Raw genomic sequence first — 22,189 nt, forward strand, 5'->3', positions numbered from 1 at the left:
CCCCTGGTTGGGCCGGATGAGAGCACCGCTCTCTCCCTGGCTTTCTTCCCGGACGGAAGGAAGCGCAATTTCTGGAGGCACTATGATCGTTCGTCCCGTACGCAGCGCCGATTTACCGGCCCTGATCGACCTGGCGCGCAGCACTGGCGCAGGCCTGACCACGCTGCCGGCCAATGAAGAGCGCCTGGCGCATCGAGTCGGCTGGGCGGAGAAGGCATTCCATGGCGAGGCCGAGCGCGCCGATGCGGACTACCTGTTCGTCCTCGAAGACGACGATGGCACCGTTATTGGCATTTCCGCCGTGGCCGGCGCCGTGGGCTTGCGTGAGCCCTGGTACAACTACCGGGTCGGCCTGACCGTCAGCGCCTCCCAGGAGCTGAATATCCACCGCCAGATTCCCACGCTGTTCCTGGCCAATGACCTGACTGGCAACTCCGAGCTCTGCTCGCTTTTCCTCCATTCCGGTCATCGCACGGGGTTGAACGGCCGGCTGCTGTCCAAGGCGCGCTTCCTGTTCATCGCCGAGTTCCCGGAGCTGTTCGGTGACAAGGTGATTGCCGAGATGCGCGGCATGTCCGACGAGCACGGTGTTTCCCCGTTCTGGGAAAGCCTCGGGCGGCACTTCTTCAAGATGGAGTTCTCCCGCGCCGACTACCTTACCGGCGTGGGCAACAAGGCCTTCATCGCCGAACTGATGCCCAGGTTCCCGCTCTACACCTGCTTCCTGTCTGAAGCGGCGCGCAACATTATCGGCCGCGTGCACACCGATACCGAACCCGCGCTGGCCATGCTCAAGAGCGAGGGCTTCAGCTATCAGGGCTACGTCGACATTTTCGACGCCGGTCCGGCCATCGAGTGCGAGACCGCGAAGATTCGCGCCGTGCGCGATAGCCAGAACCTGGTGCTGGCTGTTGGCACGCCGGGCGACGACGCTACGCCTTTCCTGATCCATAACCGCAAGCGCGAAGACTGCCGCATCACTGCCGCGCCCGCCCGTCTGGCCGCCGGTACCCTGGTGGTGGATGCGCTGACCGCCAAGCGCCTGAAACTCTCCGCCGGCGCCTCGGTTCGCGCCGTGCCGCTGTCGGCCAAGGAGTCCGTATAAATGAGCACTCACTTCATTGCTGGTAATTGGCAGGCAGGGCGGGGCGAGGCGTTCGATTCGCTGAACCCTGTGACCCAGGCGGTCGTCTGGTCCGGCCGCGGCGCGACTGCTGACCAGGTCGAGGAAGCCGTCAAGGCTGCGCGCGCTGCCTTCCCGGCCTGGGCGCGCCGCCCGCTGGAAGAGCGCATCACCATCCTCGAACAGTTCGCTGTGACCCTGCGTAACCACGCCGATGAGCTGGCTCGTTGCATAGGCGAAGAAACCGGAAAACCGCTGTGGGAGTCCGCGACCGAAGTGACCAGCATGGTCAACAAGGTCGCCATCTCCATTCAGAGCTACCGCGAACGTACCGGCGAAAAGAGCGGCCCCCTGGCCGATGCCACCGCCGTGCTGCGCCACAAGCCCCACGGCGTGGTGGCGGTGTTCGGCCCCTACAACTTCCCTGGTCACCTGCCCAACGGCCACATCGTGCCCGCGCTGCTGGCTGGTAACGCGGTGATCTTCAAACCCAGCGAGCTGACCCCAAAGGTCGCCGAGCTTACCGTCAAGTGCTGGATCGAGGCCGGATTGCCGGTTGGCGTGCTCAATCTGGTTCAGGGCGGCCGTGAGACCGGCATCGCCCTGGCGGGCAATCCAGGTCTGGACGGCCTGTTCTTCACCGGCTCCAGCCGCACTGGCAACCTGCTGCACCAACAGTTCGCCGGCCGACCGGACAAGATCCTCGCCCTGGAAATGGGCGGCAACAACCCGCTGGTGGTGGACCAGGTGCAGGACGTGGACGCCGCGGTCTACACCATCATTCAATCGGCCTTCATTTCCGCCGGCCAACGCTGCACCTGTGCCCGCCGCCTGCTGGTGCCGGAAGGCGCCTGGGGCGATGCCCTGCTGGCACGCCTGGTGAGTGTCGCCAGTACCATCAAGGTCGGTGCCTTCGACGCCCAGCCCGCACCGTTCATGGGGTCGGTGATTTCCCTGGATGCCGCCCGTCATCTGATCAAGGCGCAGGACCATCTTGTCGCGGGTGGAGCCAAGGTACTGTTGGCCATGTCCCAGCCGCTGGCGACCGCCGCACTGCTGACCCCCGGCATTCTTGACGTGACCGCCGTGGTCGATCGCCCCGACGAGGAGTTCTTCGGTCCGCTGCTGCAGGTAATCCGCTACCGCGACTTCGATGCCGCCATCACGGAGGCCAACGCCACTCAGTACGGCCTGGCTGCCGGTCTGCTGTCGGACTCCGCCGAGCGCTACCAGCAGTTCCTCATCGAGAGCCGCGCCGGCATCGTCAACTGGAACAAGCAACTCACCGGTGCCGCCAGCAGCGCACCCTTCGGTGGTGTAGGTGCGTCCGGCAACCATCGCGCCAGCGCCTACTATGCCGCTGACTACTGCGCCTACCCGGTGGCGTCGCTGGAAAGCGAAACCCTTGCCTTGCCTGCAACCCTTACTCCAGGAGTCAGCCTGTGAACGCCTATGAAGTGAACTTCGACGGACTGGTCGGTCCGACCCACAACTATGGCGGTCTGTCCTACGGTAACGTCGCCTCGCAGAGCAACAGCCAGGCGGTTTCCAATCCGAAGGAAGCTGCGCTGCAGGGCCTGGGCAAGATGAAGGCACTGATGGAAATGGGCTTCAAGCAGGGCGTATTCGCCCCGCAGGAACGCCAGGACGTCGCTGCCCTGCGCAGCCTGGGTTTCTCCGGCACCGATGCCGAAGTGATCGCCAAGGCCGCCAAGGAAGCCATGCCGCTTCTGGCTGCCTGCAGTTCCGCCTCCAGCATGTGGACCGCCAACTCCTGCACCGTCAGCCCCAGCGCCGACACCGCGGATGGCCGCGTGCATTTCACTGCTGCCAACCTGAACTGCAAGTTCCATCGTTCCATCGAGCACCCGACTACCAGCCGCGTGCTGGGCGCGATGTTCGCCAATGACAAATTCTTTGCCCACCATACTGCCCTGCCCGCAGTTGGCCAGTTCGGCGACGAAGGTGCGGCCAACCACACCCGCTTCTGCAAGGGCTACGGTGATGCCGGTGTCGAATTCTTCGTGTTCGGACGCAGCGCCTTCGACAGCCGTTTCCCGGCGCCGCAACGCTACCCGGCGCGGCAGACCCTGGAGGCCAGCCAGGCGGTCGCCCGTCTGCATGGTTTGGGATCTGAAGGCGTGGTCTACGCTCAGCAGAACCCGGCGGTGATCGATCAGGGTGTGTTCCACAACGACGTGATTTCGGTGGGGAATGGCGAAGTGCTGTTCTACCACGAGGATGCCTTCCTCGAGACCGACAAGGTGCTGGCCGAGCTGGACAGCAAGCTGGGCAAGCATGGTGGTCGTTTCCAGGCGGTGCGCGTACCGCGCAGCGCAGTGGGGGTGGAGGACGCAGTGCGTTCTTACCTGTTCAACAGCCAGCTGCTTAGTCGTGCTGACGGCAGCATGCTGCTGATCGTGCCGGAAGAGTGCCGCAGCAACGCCAACGTCTGGAACTACCTGAACCAGCTGACTTCGGACCAGGGCCCGATCCGCGAAGTGAAGGTCTTCGACCTCAAGCAGAGCATGCAGAACGGCGGCGGGCCGGCTTGTCTTCGCCTGCGCGTGGCGCTGAAGGAAGACGAGCTGGCAGCGGTGAATCAGGGGGTGATCATGTCCCCGCAACTTCACGCCACCCTGACCACCTGGGTCGAGAAGCACTACCGTGACCGCCTCAGTGAAGCCGACCTGGCCGACCCGCAATTGCTGGTGGAGTGCCGGACGGCATTGGATGAACTGACGCAGATCCTTAAACTGGGCGCTGTTTATCCCTTCCAGCTCAACTGAGAAACCTGAAATGTCCGATGCCCTGCAACTTATCCTCGAAGATACCGACGGCACCCAGCTCGAAACCTCCTGCACCCGTTTCGCCGTTATCTGGCAGGGCAAGGAAGTCTGGATCCAGCAGGCCGGCAACGGTCAGCTTCTTATTGGCGTAGATGTGGAGGAAGGTGACACCGAGTACGCCAACCTGCTGCTGCGCCCGCTGGCTACCAACCTGGTCAGCCTGCAACTGGAAATGGAACCGGCCGACGCCGACGCTGACGACGACCATGTCCATGGTCCCGACTGCGATCACGATCATTGAGGTAACAGGATGCTAGCCCTCGGAAAACTGCTCGAATTGACCCTCGCCGGCCGTGAGCCGACCGAGAAGATCCAGCTGACATCCGGGGGCGTGCGCCTGCACTGGTTGGGCGAGGGGGCGCTGGACGTCACCCCGCCAGCCGCCGAAGACAGTGGGCTGGACCTGCTGCTTTCGGCAGGGGTGCATGGTAACGAGACCGCCCCGATCGAACTGCTGGACCGCCTGGTCCAGTCCATCGCACGCGGCCAGCTCAAGCCGCGCGCACGTATACTTTTCCTGCTGGGCAACCCCGAGGCCATCCGTCGTGGCGAGCGCTTCGTCGAGCAGGATGTCAACCGTCTGTTCAATGGCCGCCATGCCGAATCCAGTGGCTTCGAAGCCATGCGTGCCGGAGAACTGGAGCGATACGCTGCTGCGTTCTTCAGCAAGCCTGACCGCGACCGCCTGCACTACGATCTGCACACCGCCATCCGTGGCTCCAAGATCGAGCAGTTCGCGCTGTACCCCTATGTCGAGGGCCGCGAGCATTCGCGCCAGGAACTGGCCCGCCTGCGCGACGCCGGGATAGACGCGGTGCTGCTGCAGAACAAGACCGGTATCACCTTCAGTTCCTACACCTACGCGTGCCTGGGGGCCGAAGCCTTTACCCTGGAGCTGGGCAAGGCGAGGCCTTTCGGTAGCAACGAGGAGGTCAACCTCGATCGTCTGGAGGCTCGCCTGCGTTCGATCGTCGAAGGCTGCGAGCCGGCCACTGACGGAGAAAGCCTGGATGGCTTGCAGCTGTTCTCGGTATCCCGGGAGATCATCAAGCACAGCGAGTCCTTCCGGTTGCACCTGGCACCGGACATCGAGAACTTCAGCGAGCTGCCCGTGGGCTATCTGCTGGCGGAAGATATCGCCGGTACCCGCTGGGTGGTGGAAGAGCAGGGCGCGCGGATTATCTTCCCCAATCCCAAGGTGAAGAACGGTCTGCGGGCGGGCATCCTGATCGTGCCGGCCGACGTCTGACGATTCATCCCTTTCTGTACCTGTACCCGCACGGCGCCGGGCTTTAGGATCGGGCTCTTCGCCCATCCAAGGAGCCCGGCATGAGCCTGATTGATCTGCGTAGCGACACCGTCACCCAACCCACTGCCGGAATGCGCGAGGCCATGCAGCGCGCCCAGCTGGGCGACGACGTCTATGGCGAAGACCCGACTGTCAATCGCCTGGAAGCCACTCTGGCCGAGCGCCTGGGCTTCGAAGGCGCACTTTTCGTACCCACGGGCACGATGAGCAACCTGCTGGGGCTGATGGCCCATTGCGAGCGCGGCGACGAATACATCGTCGGCCAGCAGGCGCATACCTATAAGTACGAAGGTGGTGGCGCCGCCGTGCTGGGTTCTATCCAGCCCCAGCCGATCGATGGCGAGGCCGACGGTAGCCTGGGCCTCGCCAAGGTCGAAGCTGCCATCAAGCAGGACGACTTCCACTTCGCCCGCACCCGCCTGCTGGCCCTGGAAAACACCATGCAAGGCAAGGTGCTGCCGCTAGCCTACCTGGCGGCGGCCCGTGAGCTGACTCGCCGGCGTGGCCTCGGCCTGCACCTGGATGGCGCCCGGTTGTACAACGCGGCGGTAAAGCTGGGCGTGGACGCCCGTGAGATCACCCGGCACTTCGACTCGGTTTCCGTATGTCTGTCCAAGGGCCTGGGGGCGCCGGTGGGGTCGGTGCTGTGCGGCAGCGCGGCCCTGATCGGCAAGGCGCGGCGCCTGCGCAAGATGGTCGGCGGTGGCATGCGTCAGGCTGGCCTGCTCGCGGCAGCGGGCCTCTACGCGCTGGACTATCAGGTCGAGCGCCTGGCTGAGGATCACGCGAACGCCGAGCGTCTGGGCGCTGGGCTGCGGGAGTTCGGTTTTGCCGTAGAACCGGTGCAGACCAACATGGTCTACGTGCAAGTCGGTGATCAGGCCGGCGCATTGGGCGCGTTCCTTTCCGCTCGCGGTATCCGCGTGAGCCCGGCCGCGCGCCTGCGCCTGGTGACCCACCTGGATGTGCAGGCCGCCGATGTTCCACGTGTGATCGAGGCTTTTGCGGCTTTCCAGCAGGCCTGAGTCGGCGGCGCGCATAAATAGCCGCCATCTATCGCACAAAGAGACTATCCCCGTAGCGCAGGGCCGATATAATGCGGCCCTTTGCCGGTGATTCGTATGTCCGTCGCCAGACGGCTGCGAGTTTCGCGCGCAATGTTGGAAACAGGCGGGAAATGCCGGGATATTCTGGAAAACCTGCTGCTTTCTCGCCGATTTCCACTTGCCGTCCTTCGCCGATAACGATTTGCACCCGCCGTCGTGGCCGCAGTTTCCGTGGAAGAACCTATGAAAAGCGCAGAAATCCGTGAAGCCTTCCTGAGCTTCTTCGAAGAGAAGGGGCATACCCGTGTCGCTTCCAGCTCCCTGATTCCGGGCAACGACCCGACCCTGCTGTTCACCAACGCGGGGATGAACCAGTTCAAGGACTGCTTCCTTGGCCTGGAAAAGCGCGCCTACACCCGTGCCACCACCAGCCAGAAATGCGTGCGCGCCGGCGGCAAGCACAACGACCTGGAAAACGTCGGCTATACCGCACGTCACCACACCTTCTTCGAAATGCTGGGCAACTTCAGCTTTGGCGACTATTTCAAGCGTGATGCCATCCATTTCGCCTGGGAATTCCTCACCGGCGACAAGTGGCTGAAACTGCCGAAAGACAAGCTCTGGGTCACCGTCTACGCCACCGATGACGAGGCCTATGACATCTGGACCAAGGAAGTCGGCATTCCCCACGAGCGCATGGTGCGCATCGGCGACAACAAGGGCGCTCCGTACGCCTCCGACAATTTCTGGGCCATGGGCGATACCGGCCCGTGCGGTCCCTGCACCGAGATCTTCTTCGACCACGGCCCCGACATCTGGGGCGGCCCGCCCGGCTCCCCGGAAGAAGACGGCGACCGCTACATCGAGATCTGGAACAACGTGTTCATGCAGTTCAACCGTACTGCTGACGGCGTGATGCACCCGCTGCCGGCCCCGAGCGTGGACACCGGCATGGGCCTGGAGCGCATCAGTGCTGTGCTGCAGCACGTGCATTCGAACTACGAGATCGACCTGTTCCAGAGCCTGCTGAAAGCCTCCGCGGATGCTGTTGGTTGCGCCAACGACGACGCGCCGTCGCTGAAAGTAGTGGCCGACCACATCCGTTCCTGCTCCTTCCTGATCGCCGATGGCGTGCTGCCGTCCAATGAAGGCCGCGGCTATGTGCTGCGCCGCATCATCCGTCGCGCCTGCCGTCACGGTAACAAGCTGGGCGCCAAGGGCAGCTTCTTCCACAAGATCGTTGCCGCCCTGGTTGGTGAGATGGGCGAAGCCTTCCCCGAGCTCAAGCAGCAGCAGGCGCATATAGAGCGCGTGCTGAAGACCGAGGAAGAGCAGTTTGCCAAGACCCTGGAGCAGGGCCTGCGTATCCTCGAACAGGACCTGGCGGGCCTCTCCGGTACCGTCATCCCGGGCGACGTGGTGTTCAAGCTGTATGACACCTACGGCTTCCCCATGGACCTGACCGGCGATATCGCTCGCGAGCGCGGCCTGACCCTCGACGAGGAAGGTTTCGAGCGCGAAATGGATAAGCAGCGCGAGCTGTCCCGTGCTTCCAGCGCCTTCGGTATGGATTACAACGCGCTGGTCAAGGTCGACGCCGATACCGATTTCACCGGTTATGTCTGCACCCATGGTGATGCCAAGGTCGTCGCCCTGTTCAAGGACGGCCAGGCCGTCGAACAGCTCGCCGAAGGCGAGGAGGGCGTGTTGGTCCTCGATCGCACGCCTTTCTATGCCGAGTCCGGTGGCCAGGTGGGTGACTGCGGCTTCATCGCCGCCAGCGGTCTGCGCTTCGACGTTCGTGATACCACCAAGGCCGGCGGCGCATTCCTGCACCACGGCGTGGTCGACCACGGCACCCTGCGTGTGGGCGCTGCCGTCACCGCCCAGGTGGACGCTACCGTGCGCCAGGCCACCGCGCTCAACCACTCTGCCACCCACCTGTTGCACGCGGCCCTGCGCCAAGTGCTGGGCGATCATGTGCAGCAGAAAGGCTCCCTGGTGGACAGCCAGCGCCTGCGCTTCGACTTCAGTCACTTCGAGTCGATAAAGCCTGAACAGTTGAAAGCGCTGGAAGACATCGTCAACGCCGAAATCCGCAAGAACAGCGAAGTCGAGACCGAGGAAACCGATATCGACACAGCCAAGGCCAAAGGCGCCATGGCCCTGTTCGGTGAGAAGTACGGCGATCAGGTTCGCGTACTGACCATGGGTGGCGATTTCTCCGTCGAGCTCTGCGGCGGCACCCACGTGTCCCGCACGGGTGACATCGGCCTGTTCAAGATCACCAGCGAAGGCGGTGTGGCTGCTGGCGTTCGTCGTATCGAAGCAGTGACCGGCGCTGCTGCGCTGGCCTACCTGAACGGTGCCGAAGAACAACTCAAGGAAGCCGCGGGCCTGGTCAAAGGCAGTCGCGACAACCTGCTGGACAAACTGTCCGCACTGCTGGAGCGCAATCGCCAGCTCGAGAAAGAGCTGGAGCAGCTCAAGGCCAAGGCGGCCAGCGCTGCCGGCGACGATCTGGCGTCTTCCGCCATCGACGTCAAAGGCGTGAAGGTGCTGGCTGCGCGTCTGGATGGACTGGACGGCGATGCGCTGTTGGCGCTGGTCGACCAATTGAAGAACAAGCTCGGCCGCGCGGTGATCCTGCTCGGCGGTGCGCTGGAGGGCAAGGTGACACTGGTCGCCGGCGTCACCCAGGACCTGACCGGCCAACTCAAAGCCGGCGATCTGATGAAGCAGGCCGCGGCAGCGGTTGGCGGCAAGGGCGGTGGTCGCCCTGACATGGCGCGTGGCGGCGGTACCGACGCTGCGGCCCTGGAACAGGCTCTGGCCTTGGCCGTACCGTTCGTCGAGCAGGGGCTCTAAAGCCCTCCGCCATCGGCCCGCCCCACGCCCGGCGGGCCTTGGCAGTGTTCTGCGTTGATTGTTTAATGGGCGCCCTTCACGGGATTAGGCGGCTTTTGAAATGGCTTTGATCGTACAGAAGTTTGGGGGGACCTCGGTCGGCACTGTCGAACGCATCGAACAGGTGGCCGAGAAGGTGAAGAAGTTCCGCGAAGGCGGCGATGACATCGTGGTCGTGGTTTCCGCCATGAGCGGCGAAACCAACCGCCTGATCGATCTGGCCAAACAGATCAGCGACCAGCCGGTGCCGCGTGAACTGGATGTGATGGTTTCCACTGGCGAGCAGGTGACCATTGCGCTGCTGGCCATGGCGCTGATCAAGCGCGGTGTACCGGCGGTTTCCTATACCGGTAACCAGGTGCGCATTCTCACTGACAGTGCCCACAACAAGGCGCGCATCCTGCAGATCGACGACCAGAAGATTCGTGCCGACCTCAAGGCCGGTCGCGTGGTCGTGGTCGCCGGCTTCCAGGGCGTGGATGAGCACGGCAACATCACTACCCTCGGTCGTGGCGGTTCCGACACCACCGGTGTGGCGTTGGCTGCGGCGCTGAAGGCCGACGAGTGCCAGATCTACACCGATGTAGATGGTGTCTACACCACCGATCCGCGCGTAGTGCCCCAGGCGCAGCGCCTGGACAAGATCACCTTTGAAGAGATGCTGGAAATGGCCAGCCTCGGTTCCAAGGTGCTGCAGATTCGCTCGGTGGAATTCGCCGGCAAATACAATGTCCCGCTGCGCGTGCTGCACAGCTTCCAGGAGGGTCCGGGCACCCTCATTACCCTTGATGAAGAGGAATCCATGGAACAGCCGATCATCTCCGGCATCGCCTTCAATCGCGACGAAGCCAAGCTGACCATCCGTGGCGTGCCGGATATCCCCGGCGTGGCCTTCAAGATCCTGGGCCCGATCAGTGCCGCCAACATCGAAGTGGACATGATCGTGCAGAACGTGGCGCACGATAACACCACCGATTTCACCTTCACTGTTCATCGCAACGACTACCAGAACGCCCAGCGCGTGCTGGAGCAGACCGCCAGCGAAATCGGTGCTCGCGAAGTGATCGGCGACACCAAGATCGCCAAGGTCTCCATTGTCGGCGTCGGCATGCGCTCCCACGCTGGCGTTGCCAGTCGCATGTTCGAAGCCCTGGCCAAGGAAACCATCAACATCCAGATGATCTCTACCTCGGAAATCAAGGTATCCGTGGTCATCGAGGAAAAATACCTGGAGCTGGCGGTCCGTGCTTTGCACACCGCATTCGAGCTCGACGCCCCGACTCGACAGGGCGAGTAAGGCAATTTTCAAAAGGCGCGGCTCACCCCGCGCCTTTTGTCGTTTTTGGCTGCTACGGCGGAGCTTTCCTTTTGCCGGGGCTGGTCAATACTTGGGTGTAAGCTCCAGCGGCTAAACCGTGCCGGGGCCGTAACCATTTCTTTTTTGCAGACTGTTGTCCCGAAACGAATCCGTAAGGAGAAAGGAATGCTGATTCTGACTCGCCGGGTCGGAGAGACCCTGATGGTGGGTGACGATGTCACTGTGACCGTGTTAGGCGTGAAAGGTAATCAGGTGCGCATTGGAGTGAACGCTCCCAAGGAGGTAGCCGTGCACCGCGAAGAAATCTATCAACGCATACAGAAAGAGAAAGACCAAGAACCAAGCCACTAATTTTTCTGCAATTTTTGGCTTTGCAAACGGGGAAAACATGGTTATCATGCGCCCCGTGTTGCGGAGAGGTGGCCGAGTGGCCGAAGGCGCTCCCCTGCTAAGGGAGTACACCTCAAAAGGGTGTCGGGGGTTCGAATCCCCCCTTCTCCGCCATTTTTAGTGTTGTAGGGTGGTTCAAGGCTAGATCGATAAGTTATTGAAACTTCTCGAAAAAGCAGTTGACCGAAGCAAGAAATTCCCTATAATGCGCGCCCACAACGCACTCATAGCTCAGCTGGATAGAGTACCCGGCTACGAACCGGGCGGTCGGAGGTTCGAATCCTCCTGAGTGCGCCATTTTCAAGATCTTCGGCTTATGCCGGAATCCTGAAAACCAGCGGTGATCTGGTTTAAAAACACCAACTGCGCACTCATAGCTCAGCTGGATAGAGTACCCGGCTACGAACCGGGCGGTCGGAGGTTCGAATCCTCCTGAGTGCGCCATACCCAAAGGGCCTGCAGAAATGCAGGCCCTTTTTTATTGTTTCAACGCCCGCCTTTCACGCAACCCGCCTCATCGAATTGCACCAGGTGGCGGGCTCCCTTCTTTGGCTGATAGTGATAGAGAAGCCGACCATTCTTGCCGCTTATGCGATCGGGTTTTCCCAGGGCGCTCTCGACATCGGCGCGGGACATGCCGCTGCGAATCTGCTTGCGAATGATGGCTTGGCGTCGCTCCTGCGGAGAAATCAGGTTTCCGCATCCGTCCTCTCGCTCGCCGACCACTACTATTTCCTGACGCTGTTCTGAAATTCCCCAATTCTGAGTCGGAAGATTCCTGCTGCCCAATTCTTCCTGTATCGGCTCGTTGCTTAGCAGATTCGGCGTCCGGGTGCGTTGTTGTTCGGTTTGGCTGCCGGGTGGACAGCCGTGTTGGTTGTAGCTGATGTTCCCGTCGGCGTCGCTGCAGCGGTACACGGAAGCCGCCTGCGCCGGGCCGTAGAGGCAGCAGGGTAGGGTGGTGAAGAGGAGGATCGAGAGCATTCGCATAGTGCCTTTTCCTTGGCGTGGGCTCTCGAGGGTATCCCGTGATTTTCCGTGCGTACGCGTGTCCTACAGAGGGCTGCCATCGTCGCAGCAGGGTGAAGACAATCCCAGCTTTGCGATGCAAGCGATTGTTCTTTCCATGATTTTGTAACGCGTGAGTGGAACGGCGGTGTTATCATTGCGCGGTCAGCCCCGCCGGGGCCTTCGGACAACCATCATGGACTTACCCAGTAGTTACTCAGAATCCCGATTGCACAATCGCGAAATGACTGTCTGACCCCTTCTGGCGTGCTCTGCCACTGGGGGTGGAGCGCGCTATATGACTGAAGTAGAAGCCAAAAAGCCGCAAGAGAGCCTGCAGGACCGCCTGGCCCAGGTTATCGAATTGCTGCATCGCCACAAGCTGGTGGAAGACCTGACCCACCGTCAGGAAGGCCAGCACCGTGACCTCGTCGAGAATCTCGTTCACCGGCAGAACCTTGCCGAGCTGCAACGAAAGCTGGACGAGCTTCACCCGGCCGACATCGCCCACATCCTCGAAGCCCTGCCGCTGAACGACCGCCTGACGGTCTGGCAGTTGGTCAAGGCCGAGCGTGACGGCGACATCCTCCTCGAAGTTTCCGACGCCGTCCGCGAATCGCTGATCGCCGACATGGACGATCACGAGCTGCTCGCCGCCGCCAAGGAGATGGACGCCGACGAGCTGGCCGACCTCGCGCCAGAGCTGCCGCGAGACGTGATCCACGAGCTGATGGAGTCCCTCGATGCCCAGCAGCGCGAGCGCGTGCGCTCCGTGCTGTCCTACGAGGAGGATCAGGTCGGTGCGCTGATGGACTTCGAGATGGTCACGATCCGTGATGACGTGACCTTGGAAGTAGTTCTGCGCTACCTGCGTCGGCTCAAGGAGCTCCCCGGTCACACCGACAAGCTTTTCGTTGTGGACTACGACGGCATCCTCCAGGGCGTACTGCCTATAAAACGCCTGTTGGTGAATGACCCGGACAAACAGGTGGCCGAGGTGATGGCGACCGACCCGGTGAGCTTCCATCCGGATGAGGACGCTTACGATGCCGCCCAGGCATTCGAACGTTACGACCTGGTGTCGGCTCCGGTGGTGGACAAGAACGGCAAGTTGATCGGTCGTCTGACCATCGATGAAATGGTCGACCTGATTCGTGAGGAGAGCGAGACCGAAGTTCTCAACATGGCCGGTCTGCGCGAAGAGGAAGATATCTTCGCCTCGGTCTGGAAGTCAGTGGGCAACCGCTGGGCCTGGCTGGCCGTCAATCTGATCACTGCCTTCATCGCCTCGCGGGTCATCGGCCTGTTCGAGGGCTCCATCGAGAAGCTGGTGGCCCTGGCCGCGCTCATGCCCATCGTCGCCGGCATCGGCGGCAATTCGGGCAACCAGACCATTACCATGATCGTGCGCGCCATGGCCCTGGACCAGATGGGGACAGGCAATACGTCGCGCCTGGTGCGCAAGGAGCTGGGCGTCGCATTGATCAATGGCCTGGTCTGGGGCGGGGTGATCGGTCTGGTGGCCTACTACCTCTACGGGAGCTGGTCGCTTGGCGTTGTGATGACGGGCGCCATGACTTTGAACTTGCTGCTCGCGGCGCTGATGGGCGTTTTGATTCCCATGACCCTGGTGCGCATGGGGCGCGACCCGGCCATGGGTTCCAGCGTGATGATCACGGCCATGACTGACAGTGGTGGCTTCTTCATCTTCCTTGGCCTGGCCACCTTGTTCCTGCTCTGACCTTTCCGCAAGCGAAGAAGCCGCCTCAAGAGGGCGGCTTCTTCGTTTTTGGGGTAGCGCGGGGTGCAGGGGCTGCTTCGATGCCAAATCGAAGGCATGAAAAAACCGGCAGTTGCCGGCTTCTTCAATCGATGTGGAGTGGTCTCACGACTCTTCGGCCGCCAGCTCCGCATCGTGTGCGATCAGTGCAACCAGCGCGTTTTGCTGGCGCCGCGACAGCTGACGGAAACGCTGCAGCAGCTCGCGCTCGTGCAGGGTCAGCTCCGGGCTGTCCAGGCGCAGGGAAACACCTTCATCCAGTGCGCCTTCCTGGAGCATGCTCTGCTCGAGGCGGGCAATGATTTCGGAGTTCATGCTGCGGTGGTGGTTACGAGCGACCAGAGCGATGCGCTCGCGCATACCCTCGGGGAGGCGAACGACGAATTTGTCAGCCGTGCGACTGGAATAAATAGCCTGTTTCATAGGGCGCATACATTCAACCGGTTAGTTCAGGAAAGCGATGCTGGCAATGAGCTGCAGATTGTCACCGGTTTGACTGTCCTTGGCAGCAATTGTTCAACCAGTTTCGCGATTCGAATCGGTATGACCCTTGGGTCAGCAAAACGTTTCCTTGACGTCAATTTGGTGTCAGATTGTGATCGTTATAGCGGCTTTTGGCCAGCACCAATTGTCCGAATTGAGAGTGGCTGAACAATTCGCACGTTTCCGATGCACCTGTGGGACTAAGCCGCTTTGACCGCAGTCTTCTCTCCTGCGAGCACCCTGTTACTCGTTACAGATAATGAAGGCACTGTGATGCTGTCTAGCCATCACGCTAAAGGGTAGCTGCTGTTGTCTGACCACGCCCAGTGCAAAAGAATTCCTTTGCGCTGTCATAAAAGCGGTTCAAAATTTTCCTTTCGGATTTCCGCTCGCTGGCGGCCACAACCCATCCTCTCCAGGTGCCCCATGACAGGCAGGCTCATTTACCTCATAGGCCCTTCCGGTTCTGGCAAGGACAGCCTGCTCGATGCCGTGCGTGAGGGCTCGGGCAGTCACGGTTGCCGAGTGGCGCGTCGGGTCATTACCCGCTCGGCGGAAGCCAAGGGTGAGCTGGCCGAAGCGGTCAGTCCCGAGGAGTTCGCCCAGCGAGAGGGCCGTGGCGACTTCGCCATGAGCTGGTACGCCAATGGGCTGTCCTACGGCATCCCCCGAGTCATCGACGAATGGCTGGATGCGGGCGACGACGTGCTGGTGAACGGCTCTCGCGGTTACCTGCCTGAAGCGCGTCGCCGCTATCCGCACCTGCTGGCCGTGCTGCTGACGGTAGAGGACGAAGTCCTGCGTCGGCGCCTGCACGCCCGTGGCCGCGAATCGGCGGAAGAGATCGAGGTCCGCCTGGCACGTAACGCCGGTTTTGCCGACACCTTGCTGGCTGGAGAAAACGCCGACCTCTGCCTGCTGGACAATTCCGGTTCCCTCGCCCAGTCCTGCGAGCGCCTGCTAAAGCTCATCGAAGACCACCGCCCCATCGCTTGGCCGGACTCGGCCTGACCCTCAATCCAGCGGCAGCTCGGTGGTGCGCTTGACCTCGCTCATGGCGATGTTCGAGTGCGCCTCCAGTACATGAGGGCGTTGCAGCAACTGGTCCCGCAGAAAGCGTTCGTAGCCGGCGATGTCCTTGGCCACCACCTTCAGCAGGTAGTCCGAGCCGCCGGCCATGGTGTAGCACTCCAGCACTTCCGGGTAGCCGACGATGGCTTCCTCGAACTCGGTGAGGTTGTTGCGGCCGTGGGCAGACAGCTTGATGTTGACGAATACCGTGATCGAGAAACCCAGCAACTTGGGATTGAGCAGGGCGACCTTGCGTTCGATCAGCCCGTCCTCCTGCATGCGGTGGATGCGCCGCCAGCAGGGTGACTGGGACAGCTCCACCTTCTCCGCCACTTCCGCGGCGGACAGGTCAGCGTCATGTTGCAACAGGCGCAGGATCTTACGATCGATGGGGCTTAGCGGGTTCTGCATGAATCTGTCCGAAATCTTGTTTTTGTTGGAAGGATCATGCGCAAGTCTGGCGTTGGAATCCGAAAATAGAAAGAAAAAATCAGCACCGTCCGGTCATATTCTTATCCACGCGTCCGAGGCAGCGATCCTGCGTCGGGCTGAACAAGAGATGGCACCCACCGTTGCCATCAAGGTCGCCATAAAAACAAAAGGAGCGCCCGCATGTCTCTGGCCGAGATCCGCCTGGATGACAAGTACCGCCTTGAAACCGGTCACCTGTACCTCACCGGCACCCAGGCACTCACCCGCCTGCCGATGCTGCAGAAGCAACGCGATAAGGCCCACGGCCTGAACACCGCCTGCTTCATCTCCGGCTACCGGGGTTCGCCGTTGGGCAACCTCGACAAGAGCCTCTGGGAAGCCAAGTCCTTCCTCAAGGAAAACCACGTTCACTTCCAACCGGGCGTCAACGAAGAACTGGCCGCAACCGCCTGCTGGGGCAGCCAGCAGACCAGCCTGTTCCCCGGTGCCAAGTACGATGGCGTGTTTTCCATGTGGTACGGCAAAGGGCCGGGCGTGGATCGCTGCGGCGACGTCTTCAAGCACGGCAACTCCGCCGGCGTCTCGGCCCATGGCGGCGTCTTGCTGCTGGCCGGCGACGACCACGGTTGCAAGTCCTCCAGCATCGCCAACCAGAGCGAGCATGCCTTCATCGGCGCCTCCATCCCGGTACTGAATCCGGCCAACGTCCAGGAAATCCTCGACTACGGGATCATCGGCTGGGAGCTCTCGCGCTACAGCGGCTGCTGGGTGGCGCTGAAGACCATCGCCGAAAACGTCGACTCTTCCGCCGTGGTGGAAGTCGACCCGCTGCGCGTGGATGTGAAAATTCCGCAAGATTTCGTACTGCCGGAAGACGGTGTTCATATCCGCTGGCCGGACCCGCCCCTGGCGCAGGAAAAGCGCCTGAACATGTACAAGATCTACGCCGCCCGCGCCTTCGCCCGTGCCAACAACCTCAATCAGGTGATGCTCGACTCGCCGACCCCGCGCCTTGGCATCATCACCACCGGCAAGTCCTATCTCGACGTGCGCCAGGCCTTGAACGACCTGGGCCTGGACGAGGAACTCTGCGCCAAGGTCGGCCTGCGGGTGCTCAAGGTTGGCATGAGCTGGCCGCTGGAACCCGTCTCCGTCCACGAGTTCGCCCAAGGCCTGGATGAAATCCTGGTGGTGGAAGAGAAGCGCAGCGTCATCGAAGACCAAGTCACCGGCCAGCTCTACAACTGGCCTGTGGACAAGCGCCCGCGCGTGGTGGGCGAGTTCGACGAGGAGGGCACCTCGCTGCTGCCCAACCTCAGCGAACTGACTCCGGCGATGATCGCCCGCGTCATTGCCAAGCGCCTGGCGCCGATCTACTCCAGTGAGCAGATCGAGTCCCGCCTGGCCTTCCTCGCCGCCAAGGAAAAGGCCCTCGCCGAGCCCAAGCACACGACCACGCGCACCCCGCATTTCTGCTCTGGCTGCCCGCACAACAGCTCCACCAAGCTGCCGGAAGGCAGTCGCGCCCAAGGTGGCATCGGCTGCCACTACATGACCCAGTGGATGGACCGCAACACCGACACCTTCACCCAGATGGGCGGGGAGGGCGCCACCTGGATCGGCCAGGCGCCCTTCACCGACACCCCGCACATCTTCCAGAACCTGGGTGACGGCACGTATTTCCACTCCGGCCAACTGGCCCTGCGCGCGGCCGTCGCCGCCGGGGTCAACATCACCTACAAGATTCTCTACAACGATGCCGTGGCCATGACCGGCGGCCAGCCGATCGACGGCGAGCTGCGCGTCGATCAACTCAGCCAGCAGGTCTTCGCCGAAGGCGTGAAGCGCATCGCCCTGGTCTCCGACGAGCCGGAGAAGTACCCGACCCGCGCCACCTTCGCGCCCATCGTCACCTTTCACCATCGCCGCGAACTGGATGCCGTGCAGCGCGAGCTGCGTGAGTTCAAGGGCGTGTCGGTGCTGATCTTCGACCAGACCTGCGCCACCGAGAAGCGCCGTCGCCGCAAGCGCGGCAAGCTGGTCGACCCGGCCAAGCGCGCCTTCATCAACCCGGCTGTGTGCGAAGGCTGCGGCGACTGCAGCGTCAAGTCCAACTGCCTCTCCGTGCTGCCACTGGAAACCGAGCTGGGGCGTAAGCGCCAGATCGATCAGAACGCCTGCAACAAGGATTTCTCCTGCGTCGAAGGCTTCTGCCCGAGCTTCGTCACCGTGCATGGCGGCAGCCTGCGCAAGCCCGAAGCCGCCGGTGCCAAGGCGCTCTTCGTGGCCCTGCCGGAACCGCGTCAGCCGAGCCTGAACCGTCCCTGGAACATTCTCCTGCCCGGCGTCGGCGGAAGTGGCGTAACCACCGTCGGCGCGCTGTTGGGTATGGCCGCGCACATCGAAGGCAAGGGCTGCACCGTGCTCGACCAGGCCGGCCTGGCACAGAAGTTCGGCCCGGTGATCACCCACATCCGCATTGCTGCCAAGCAGGACGACATCTACGCCGTGCGCATCGCCGCCGGCGAGACCGACCTGCTGCTGGGCTGTGACCTCGTCGTGGCCGCCAGCGAAGAGGCCCTGGCCAAGCTCAATGACCGCATCGCCAACGCGGTGGTCAACAGCCATGAGGCTGCCACTGCCGAGTTCACCCGCAACCCCGACGCCCAGGTACCGGGCCAGGCCATGCGCGAGGCACTGGTGGAAGCGGTGGGCGAGGCCAAGACCCATTTCGTCGATGCCACCCGCCTGGCCACCCGCCTGCTGGGCGACAGCATCGCCACCAACCTGTTCATGCTCGGTTACGCCTACCAGCGCGGCCTGGTACCCATCTCCGCTGACGCCATCGACAAAGCCATCGAACTCAACGGCGTGTCGGTCGCCCTCAACCAGCAGGCCTTCCTCTGGGGTCGTCGTGCTGCCCACGACCTGGCCGCGGTAGAGAAACTGGCCAAGCCTGTCGAAGTGGAAGCACCTCGCTGTGAAACCCTGGAAGAGATCATCCAGTACCGCGCCGACCACCTGCGTGCCTACCAGGACGCCGCTTACGCCGAGCGTTACCGCGCTCTGGTGGAGCGCGTGCGCAAGGCCGACAGCAGCGAAGACAAGGCCCTGACCCGCGCCGTCGCCCGTTACTACGCCAAGCTGCTGGCCTACAAGGACGAGTACGAAGTGGCGCGCCTCTACAGCGACGCTACCTTCCGCAAGCAACTGGACGCCCAGTTCCAGGGTGATTACCACCTGGAGTTCCACCTGGCGCCGTCCTGGCTGGCCAAGGCTGACCCGGTCACCGGCGAGCCGCGCAAGCGCCGCTTCGGACCCTGGATGCTCAAGGCGTTCGGCGTGCTGGCCGGGTTCAAGTTCCTTCGCGGCAGCGCGTTCGACCTCTTCGGTTACAGCGAAGAGCGCAAGCTCGAACGCCAGTTGATCGCCGAGTACGAAGCCACGGTCGACCTGCTGATCAAGGAACTGAAGCCAAGCAACTACGCAGCGGCAGTCGCCCTGGCCGAGTTGCCGGAGCAGATTCGCGGCTACGGCCCGGTCAAGGAACGCGCCCTGGCCAAGGTCCGCGAGCAAGAGAAGCAGCTGCGCACCCGCCTCACCGCCAGCGAGATCCAGGTGCTGCACCTGTTCGACCCGGCTGCCTGAACCCACCCACTCAAGCTCACCTCCCTCTTCCGTTCGCGGAGAGGGAGGCGAGCACCTGTTCAATTCGCAACACGTCACCACAGAATCGAGGAACACCCATGTCCGTCTTCACACACGTCGAGTTCGATCATCACGAGCAGGTGGTCTACGGCCACGACAAGGCCTCCGGACTCAAGGCCATCATCGCCATCCACAACAGCAACCTCGGCCCGGCCCTGGGCGGCTGCCGCATGTGGCCCTACCTGAATGACGAGCAGGCCCTGCGCGATGTGCTGCGCCTGTCCCGTGGCATGACCTACAAATCCGCCCTGGCCAATCTGCCGCTCGGCGGTGGCAAGGCGGTGATCATCGGCGACCCGCACCGCGACAAGAGCGAAGCGCTGTTCCAGGCCATGGGCGATTTCGTCGACAGCCTGGGCGGCCGCTACATCACCGCCGCTGACTCCGGCACCGGGGTCACCGAGATGCGCATCATGGCCGAGCGCAGCCGCCATGTGGCCGGCGCCGGCACCCGCGAAGCCCTGGGCGGCGGCGTGCGCGACGGCAACCCGTCGCCATCCACCGCCTACGGCACCTTCGTTGGTATCCGTGTCGCGGCGAAGCATCGCCTCGGACGCGATGACCTTTCCGGCCTGCGCGTGGCCATCCAGGGCGTCGGCCAGGTGGGGTTCAGCCTGGCGCAGTACCTGAAAGAGGCTGGTGCCCAGCTCTGGGTCTGCGACATCCACGACGCCAACGCCCGCCGCGCCGCCGAGCAACTGGGCGCTCAGGTAGTCGGGCAGAACGATATCTATGGCCTGGACGTGGACGTCTTCGCCCCCTGTGCCATGGGCGGCATCGTCAACCCGCAGACCCTCGAAGCCCTGCGTGCGCCGATCATCGCCGGCGCCGCCAACAACCAGCTGGCCGACGCCGGCCTGGCCGAGGAACTGCGCCGTCGCGGCATCCTCTACGCACCGGACTACGCCATCAACGCTGGCGGCATCATCGACGTCTGGTACGAGCGCAGCAACGGCAGCGAAGCGGCGCTGCGCCAGCACGTGGAAGGCATTGGCGAGACCCTGCGGGAAATCTTCGTGCGCGCCGACAGCGAAGGCCGCACCACCACCGCGGTGGCCGACCGCCTGGCCGAGGAGCGCTTCGGCCGCGTCTGACGGCTGTTCCCAGCCGGCCATCGGCGAGCGCCCCTGGCCGGCCCGTACCTCACTACAACAACAAGACGGTATGCCCCATGACTCAAGAAAGCCTCGTATCCGGCCATGCCGGTGATGCCTCCAGACCCGCCGACGCCCGTGGACAATGGTCGTCGCGCTGGGCCTTCTTCCTTGCCGCAACCGGCTCCGCCGTGGGATTGGGCAATATCTGGAAGTTCCCCTACATCACCGGTGAGAACGGCGGCGGCGCGTTCGTTCTCGTCTACCTTGGCTGCATCCTGGTGATCGGCATCCCCCTGCTGATGCTGGAAGTAATGCTGGGCCGACGCGCCCGGGCCAACCCGGAGCAGGCGATGAACCTGGCAGCTCTCGATGCCGGTGCTGGGCGCCATTGGCGACGCCTGGGCAGCATGGCGGTGCTCACCGGCTTCCTTATCCTCAGCTTCTACACCCTGGTGGCGGGCTGGGCCGTGGCCTATGTCCCGGATGCCCTGGCCGGCCGCTTCGCCGGGATCGACGGCAAGGCCAGCGAGGCCCTTTTCAACGGTCTGCTGGCCAACCCGCTCAAGCTCCTGGCCTATGGCAGTGCTGTGCTCCTGGCCACCCTGTTGATCGTCGCCCTGGGTGTGCAGAAAGGGCTGGAGCGCTCGCTGCGCTTCCTCATGCCGGGGCTGTTCCTGCTCCTGCTGGTGCTGGTGGGCTACGCCGCCACTACCGAGCACTTCGGCACTGCCGTCCACTTCCTCTTCGATTTCGACTTCAGCAAGCTCACCGGCCAAAGCGTACTCATCGCCCTGGGCCATTCCTTCTTCACCCTCAGCCTCGCCAGCGGCGCCATGATGGTCTATGGCTCCTACCTGCCCGCCGGCACGTCCATTGCCCGCACCTCGATCATGGTGGCCATCGCCGACACCAGCGTCGCCCTGCTGGCGGGTCTGGCGATCTTCCCGCTGGTGTTCGCCAACGGCCTGGAGCCTGGCTCCGGCCCGGGGCTGATCTTCGTCACCCTGCCCATCGCCTTTGGCCAGATGCCCTTGGGCAGCCTGGTAGGCGGGCTGTTCTTCGTGATGCTGGCGATCGCCGCCCTGACCTCCGCCATCTCCCTCAGTGAACCCACCATTGCCTGGCTCACCGAGCGCTTCGGCATCGGAAGGGTCAAGGCGGTGCTGCTGAGCGGCCTCGGTCTGTGGGTGCTGGGGCTGGGCTCGGTGTTCTCCTTCAACCTTGGCGCCGAGTACACCCTGTTCGGCAAGACTTTCTTCGACGCCCTGGACTACCTCACCGCCAACCTGCTGATGCCTGTCGGTGGCCTGCTGACCGTGCTGTTCTGCGGCTGGGTGCTGGGCCGTGCCAAGGTGGAGGAGGGCGTGGGCATCGCCAGCCCGGCGCTGTTCCGTCTCTGGTGGCAAATGCTGTGCTACGTCACGCCGCTATGCATTCTCGTGGTCTTCCTCCACAGCCTGGGCCTGTTCTGAGCCCGTCGGGATGGCATGACAAACGCCGCGAACGTCGTTAACATGCCGCCCGTCCTCACGACCTCGCCACCCGGCGGGGTCGCCGCGTCCCAGTAGCTCAATTGGATAGAGCATCCCCCTCCTAAGGGGAAGGTTGGTGGTTCGAACCCACTCTGGGACGCCATTTCCTCGCCGCTCCGGCCACCGCTTCCTGTCG

Annotated in this window: 17 protein-coding genes and 4 tRNA genes; 18 read left to right on the plus strand and 3 right to left on the minus strand. The window is 62.9% G+C overall.

Features of this window, described 5'->3' with window-relative positions:
• The first annotated feature begins 82 nt into the window (after positions 1–82).
• From astA to G559_RS0100655, 12 genes are all read left to right on the plus strand, one after another.
• Complete coding sequence (gene astA, locus G559_RS0100600; protein ID WP_028626377.1) at positions 83–1,105, plus strand: arginine N-succinyltransferase; 1,023 nt, start codon at positions 83–85, stop codon at positions 1,103–1,105.
• Complete coding sequence (gene astD, locus G559_RS0100605) at positions 1,106–2,569, plus strand: succinylglutamate-semialdehyde dehydrogenase (RefSeq protein ID WP_028626378.1); 1,464 nt, start codon at positions 1,106–1,108, stop codon at positions 2,567–2,569.
• A complete protein-coding gene (astB, locus tag G559_RS0100610) occupies positions 2,566–3,912 on the plus strand; it encodes an N-succinylarginine dihydrolase (RefSeq protein WP_028626379.1) in 1,347 nt (448 codons plus the stop codon). The genes astD and astB overlap by 4 nt, the downstream gene beginning before the upstream one ends.
• Before the next feature lie 10 nt (positions 3,913–3,922).
• On the plus strand, positions 3,923–4,213 hold the full coding sequence (locus G559_RS0100615) for a hypothetical protein (RefSeq protein ID WP_028626380.1): 291 nt from the start codon (positions 3,923–3,925) through the stop codon (positions 4,211–4,213).
• Positions 4,214–4,222: 9 nt separating this feature from the next.
• Positions 4,223–5,221: a succinylglutamate desuccinylase gene (gene astE, locus G559_RS0100620; RefSeq protein WP_028626381.1), complete on the plus strand. Its 999-nt coding sequence runs from the start codon at positions 4,223–4,225 to the stop codon at positions 5,219–5,221.
• 80 nt (positions 5,222–5,301) lie between these two features.
• Positions 5,302–6,306 carry a low-specificity L-threonine aldolase gene (gene ltaE / locus G559_RS0100625; RefSeq protein WP_028626382.1) on the plus strand — a complete coding sequence of 335 codons (1,005 nt, stop codon included), beginning with the start codon at positions 5,302–5,304 and terminating at the stop codon, positions 6,304–6,306.
• Positions 6,307–6,570: 264 nt separating this feature from the next.
• On the plus strand, positions 6,571–9,195 hold the full coding sequence (gene alaS / locus G559_RS0100630) for an alanine--tRNA ligase (RefSeq protein ID WP_028626383.1): 2,625 nt from the start codon (positions 6,571–6,573) through the stop codon (positions 9,193–9,195).
• A gap of 100 nt (positions 9,196–9,295) precedes the next feature.
• Entirely contained in the window at positions 9,296–10,531 is a 1,236-nt protein-coding gene (locus G559_RS0100635; protein ID WP_028626384.1) for an aspartate kinase, read from the plus strand.
• A 186-nt stretch (positions 10,532–10,717) separates the two neighbouring features.
• Positions 10,718–10,903 (plus strand): carbon storage regulator CsrA, encoded by a 186-nt coding sequence (csrA, locus tag G559_RS0100640; protein WP_003283978.1) that lies wholly within the window; start codon positions 10,718–10,720, stop codon positions 10,901–10,903.
• Positions 10,904–10,965: 62 nt separating this feature from the next.
• Positions 10,966–11,056 (plus strand) — tRNA-Ser (locus G559_RS0100645).
• A 106-nt stretch (positions 11,057–11,162) separates the two neighbouring features.
• A tRNA-Arg gene (locus G559_RS0100650) sits at positions 11,163–11,239 on the plus strand.
• Positions 11,240–11,309: 70 nt separating this feature from the next.
• Positions 11,310–11,386 (plus strand) — tRNA-Arg (locus G559_RS0100655).
• A 42-nt stretch (positions 11,387–11,428) separates the two neighbouring features.
• Here the strand turns inward: G559_RS0100655 and G559_RS0100660 are convergent.
• Positions 11,429–11,926, minus strand: coding sequence for a DUF4124 domain-containing protein (locus G559_RS0100660; protein WP_245586461.1), 498 nt, complete (start codon positions 11,924–11,926; stop codon positions 11,429–11,431).
• A gap of 322 nt (positions 11,927–12,248) precedes the next feature.
• Here G559_RS0100660 and mgtE point away from each other — a divergent pair, with 322 nt between their 5' ends.
• Positions 12,249–13,691: a magnesium transporter gene (gene mgtE / locus G559_RS0100665; RefSeq protein ID WP_028626386.1), complete on the plus strand. Its 1,443-nt coding sequence runs from the start codon at positions 12,249–12,251 to the stop codon at positions 13,689–13,691.
• Positions 13,692–13,835: 144 nt separating this feature from the next.
• On the opposite strand, the gene G559_RS0100670 is transcribed toward mgtE, so the two are convergent.
• The gene (locus tag G559_RS0100670) at positions 13,836–14,162 is read right to left on the minus strand and encodes an Arc family DNA-binding protein (RefSeq protein WP_028626387.1); all 327 of its coding nucleotides are present in this window, start codon (positions 14,160–14,162) and stop codon (positions 13,836–13,838) included.
• Between the two features lie 477 nt (positions 14,163–14,639).
• On the opposite strand from G559_RS0100670, the gene phnN reads away from it, so the two are divergent.
• A complete protein-coding gene (phnN, locus tag G559_RS0100675) occupies positions 14,640–15,224 on the plus strand; it encodes a phosphonate metabolism protein/1,5-bisphosphokinase (PRPP-forming) PhnN (protein ID WP_028626388.1) in 585 nt (194 codons plus the stop codon).
• A gap of 3 nt (positions 15,225–15,227) precedes the next feature.
• On the opposite strand, the gene G559_RS0100680 is transcribed toward phnN, so the two are convergent.
• Positions 15,228–15,695, minus strand: coding sequence for an Lrp/AsnC family transcriptional regulator (locus tag G559_RS0100680; RefSeq protein WP_028626389.1), 468 nt, complete (start codon positions 15,693–15,695; stop codon positions 15,228–15,230).
• Positions 15,696–15,896: 201 nt separating this feature from the next.
• Here G559_RS0100680 and G559_RS0100685 point away from each other — a divergent pair, with 201 nt between their 5' ends.
• The 4 genes from G559_RS0100685 (at position 15,897) to G559_RS0100700 (ending at position 22,156) form a co-directional block, all read left to right on the plus strand.
• Positions 15,897–19,364: an indolepyruvate ferredoxin oxidoreductase family protein gene (locus G559_RS0100685; RefSeq protein WP_028626390.1), complete on the plus strand. Its 3,468-nt coding sequence runs from the start codon at positions 15,897–15,899 to the stop codon at positions 19,362–19,364.
• Between the two features lie 98 nt (positions 19,365–19,462).
• Entirely contained in the window at positions 19,463–20,518 is a 1,056-nt protein-coding gene (locus G559_RS0100690; RefSeq protein WP_028626391.1) for a Glu/Leu/Phe/Val dehydrogenase dimerization domain-containing protein, read from the plus strand.
• Positions 20,519–20,595: 77 nt separating this feature from the next.
• Positions 20,596–21,993: a sodium-dependent transporter gene (locus G559_RS0100695; RefSeq protein ID WP_028626392.1), complete on the plus strand. Its 1,398-nt coding sequence runs from the start codon at positions 20,596–20,598 to the stop codon at positions 21,991–21,993.
• A gap of 86 nt (positions 21,994–22,079) precedes the next feature.
• Positions 22,080–22,156 (plus strand) — tRNA-Arg (locus tag G559_RS0100700).
• Positions 22,157–22,189: the final 33 nt, after the last annotated feature.

It is taken from the genome of Metapseudomonas resinovorans DSM 21078, assembly GCF_000423545.1.
Classification (GTDB): Bacteria; Pseudomonadota; Gammaproteobacteria; order Pseudomonadales; family Pseudomonadaceae; genus Metapseudomonas; species Metapseudomonas resinovorans.

Coding starts and splice junctions, on each gene's coding strand:
- G559_RS0100615 (WP_028626380.1), top strand. CDS start 3,923: ATGTCCGATGCCCTGCAACTTATCCTCGAAGATACCGACGGCACCCAG.
- alaS (WP_028626383.1), top strand. CDS start 6,571: ATGAAAAGCGCAGAAATCCGTGAAGCCTTCCTGAGCTTCTTCGAAGAG.
- G559_RS0100680 (WP_028626389.1), bottom strand. CDS start 15,695: ATGCAGAACCCGCTAAGCCCCATCGATCGTAAGATCCTGCGCCTGTTG.
- G559_RS0100670 (WP_028626387.1), bottom strand. CDS start 14,162: ATGCGCCCTATGAAACAGGCTATTTATTCCAGTCGCACGGCTGACAAA.
- phnN (WP_028626388.1), top strand. CDS start 14,640: ATGACAGGCAGGCTCATTTACCTCATAGGCCCTTCCGGTTCTGGCAAG.
- mgtE (WP_028626386.1), top strand. CDS start 12,249: ATGACTGAAGTAGAAGCCAAAAAGCCGCAAGAGAGCCTGCAGGACCGC.
- astA (WP_028626377.1), top strand. CDS start 83: ATGATCGTTCGTCCCGTACGCAGCGCCGATTTACCGGCCCTGATCGAC.
- G559_RS0100635 (WP_028626384.1), top strand. CDS start 9,296: ATGGCTTTGATCGTACAGAAGTTTGGGGGGACCTCGGTCGGCACTGTC.
- G559_RS0100660 (WP_245586461.1), bottom strand. CDS start 11,926: ATGCTCTCGATCCTCCTCTTCACCACCCTACCCTGCTGCCTCTACGGC.
- astE (WP_028626381.1), top strand. CDS start 4,223: ATGCTAGCCCTCGGAAAACTGCTCGAATTGACCCTCGCCGGCCGTGAG.
- G559_RS0100685 (WP_028626390.1), top strand. CDS start 15,897: ATGTCTCTGGCCGAGATCCGCCTGGATGACAAGTACCGCCTTGAAACC.
- astD (WP_028626378.1), top strand. CDS start 1,106: ATGAGCACTCACTTCATTGCTGGTAATTGGCAGGCAGGGCGGGGCGAG.
- ltaE (WP_028626382.1), top strand. CDS start 5,302: ATGAGCCTGATTGATCTGCGTAGCGACACCGTCACCCAACCCACTGCC.
- G559_RS0100690 (WP_028626391.1), top strand. CDS start 19,463: ATGTCCGTCTTCACACACGTCGAGTTCGATCATCACGAGCAGGTGGTC.
- G559_RS0100695 (WP_028626392.1), top strand. CDS start 20,596: ATGACTCAAGAAAGCCTCGTATCCGGCCATGCCGGTGATGCCTCCAGA.
- csrA (WP_003283978.1), top strand. CDS start 10,718: ATGCTGATTCTGACTCGCCGGGTCGGAGAGACCCTGATGGTGGGTGAC.